The sequence below is a fragment of the Collinsella sp. HCP3S3_E5 genome (genome assembly GCF_052067635.1).
Taxonomy (GTDB): domain Bacteria; phylum Actinomycetota; class Coriobacteriia; order Coriobacteriales; family Coriobacteriaceae; genus Collinsella.
The window spans coordinates 1-2,603 of sequence record NZ_JBQHQF010000046.1; the positions used below are offsets into that span (position 1 = coordinate 1).

Sequence of the window (2,603 nt, forward strand, 5' to 3'; positions counted from 1 at the left end):
AACGGTAGGCCTAGCTGGTCGGCATGCCTTTGCCTTTTCTGAAATTTTTCGTTTCCGTAGATGAAAAGAATGGGTGCCGCACTAGCAACAATCAGATTGCCCTAAACACCCTGGGGAGGACGGCGACCCGGCGGCCGCGGTCGGCGAGGATCTCCACCGTCGTCGCGCGCATGCCGACGAGCAGGCTCCGCCCGTGCCAGGCGGGCCCGGCGACGTACTCGCGCCCGTCGGCCTCGACGTAGCCGCGCTTGTCGGCGCGGGCGGTGATCCACCTCACCGCGTCGAACTCCACGCCGGGAAGGGCGCGCATGGCGGCGAGGTCCTCCCGGTAGGCCTCCCCGTGCGGCCTGCCGTCGCGGCAGCGCGACTCCGCGTTGATCCTCGCGCATCCCTCGGCGAGGAACGCGTTGAGCTCGGGGAGCGTGCCGAACGCCGGCACGGGGACGAGGAGGTTGCGCCGGAGGAACCCCACGGCGTTCTCGACGGAGCCCTTCTCGTTTCCCGAATAGGGGTTGCAGTACCGGCTCTCGAAGCGGTAGTGGGCCCTGAACTGCGAGAACAGCCTCGATTCCGCGACCTCGCCGCGCACCATCCTGCCCGCCTCAGTGGCGTTGTCGAGCACCATCGCAGCCGGGGCGCGGCCCCAGCGGCGGAAGATCTCGAGCAGCCCGGCGCACAGGCACTCCGACCTCTGCGACATGAGGGCGACGCACTGCCGGTCGTTCGAGTGCGGGAGCGTCGCGACCAGCAGCTTGAGGTCGAGGGTCCTCCCGCCGACCGCGGCGCGGAAGTTCCCGAAATCGACCTGGCAGGTGCCGGGCGCCCACTCGAGCTCGAGGTACCCCTCTCCGCCCGCCGCCGCCCGGGCGAGCCTGAGCTCGCGGACGAACCTCTGCACGGTGGAGTACGAGCCGCCGTAGCCGCGCTCGGCGACGAGCCTGTCGTAGATCCGCCTGGCGGTGTGGCGCTGCTTCCTCGGGGCCCCGAGGTCGGCCTCGAGAACGCCCGCGACCCATTCCTCGTTGCCCTCGAGCGCGGGCCTGCCCCTCCTCCGGGGCATCGGCGCGGCGGGCGACATGTCCTCCATGTCGGCGTACTTCGCCACGGTGTTCCGGCTCACGTGGAGCACTCGGGCGATCTCGGACCTCGAGCGCCCGGCGGCATCCATCGACCGTATATCATTCACTGTGTCCAGGGGCACGGTCATCTCCTCCATCCTTCCCGGGCGGGCTCGCCAAAGTAACCGCCCGGGGAAACCATACGGCGAGGGCCGCGCCCCCGGTCCCCGGGGCGCGGCCCTCTTGCTTAAACTGCTCAATTTTTCGTGCTCACGGTGCTCATTTCCCAGTGATCACTCGGACCACTTCTTAGTGAACATCAACAGGGCTCGCCGAACTCGATCGAGTCGGCCCACCGCCAGTGCGCGCGGGTCCAGTTGCCCTTCCGCCTGCCGGTCGGCGTCGACTCGTCGAAGACGTGTCCGTGCCTCAGCGGGAACTTCGACATCCTCTGCTTGGCGCGCTGCAGGTCGTCGCGGGCGTCCGCGAGCGCGCGGGAGAGGTCGCGGGCGGCCTCGGTGCGCCCGTCGGGCACCCACACCTCCGCGACGTTGCGCGTGGCGAGGAGCCTCGCGAGGAACTCCGCGTCGCGCCGGTCGGTCTTGCCGCGGTCCGCCGCCGGGCGCTGCATCTTGGAGACGGCGCCCACCGCGCAGCCCAGGCCGAGGGCGCGCAGCGCGCGGCAGAGGTGGAAGCCGGTGGCGCCGGACTCGTAGACGGCCATCGGCGACTCGAAGCCGAGGGCCCATTCGGCGACCGCGGCGGGGTCGTAGCCGAAGGAGGCGCGCCGGACCTCGCCGGTCATGGGGTTGAGGGCGCAGGCCTTGATGCTGCGGGCGTGGACGTCGAGACCGATGGCTGTGACATAATTGGACATGGAGCCCCTCCTCAGTCGCATGTGGCGCGCGGCCACGGTTGGTGCTACGACCATTGTCGCCCGACCCACGAAGGAGCTACAAGGGGAGGGGCTCCCAATGTTCAACTCATATCGTCTTTCATGCGCCATCGTCGCTCAAGAAGGTGCGGCGGATGCAGCGCGCTGTTTTCCAGTCACATCCAGTTTGGGTTGTATACAAGGGCTTCAATTCGAAGGACCCCATTGTCGGAAAAGCTGAAGTCGAAGACCTTCTCGGGGAGAATGAAAGAAGCTCACAATGGGATCGCTGAGTTTGAGGGGTACCTTGCAGACCTGGAGAATTCGCCGGAGGCGGTCTGGGACCCCGGATTCGTCTAACACCAAATGGCGATCGGTCGCTACCTCACGGAAATCGATCGCCTTGAGAGGGAGCGCGAGCATCTGCTTTGTGGGCATTATCGTCTAAAATGCGAGGGCGCGAGGTCTCGGTTGAAGCGCCGGTCAGGTGCCGACCAGTATATCGCGGCCATCCTCGACGCGATGTTGGTCCCCTTCGCTCTCCTGCAATTGCCGGACAGCCTTGATTATCAACTTTATCCGAACACCTCCCACATTCATCCGTACATGTGCGGATGAATGTGGGAACCCGATACCCTGAGGGCCGGATCGGCCGGCCCCGGGAGATCGGA

2 protein-coding genes are annotated in these 2,603 nt (G+C 66.8%); both read right to left on the bottom strand.

Annotation, left to right across the window (positions count from 1 at the left end; genetic code table 11):
- Positions 1-91 precede the first annotated feature (91 nt).
- Positions 92-1,216, bottom strand: a complete 1,125-nt coding sequence (gene istA, locus ACTM82_RS08855) for an IS21 family transposase (RefSeq protein ID WP_441055865.1) — start codon at positions 1,214-1,216, stop codon at positions 92-94.
- A gap of 161 nt (positions 1,217-1,377) precedes the next feature.
- Positions 1,378-1,935, bottom strand: a complete 558-nt coding sequence (locus tag ACTM82_RS08860) for an IS110 family transposase (RefSeq protein WP_441055863.1) — start codon at positions 1,933-1,935, stop codon at positions 1,378-1,380.
- Positions 1,936-2,603 lie beyond the last annotated feature (668 nt).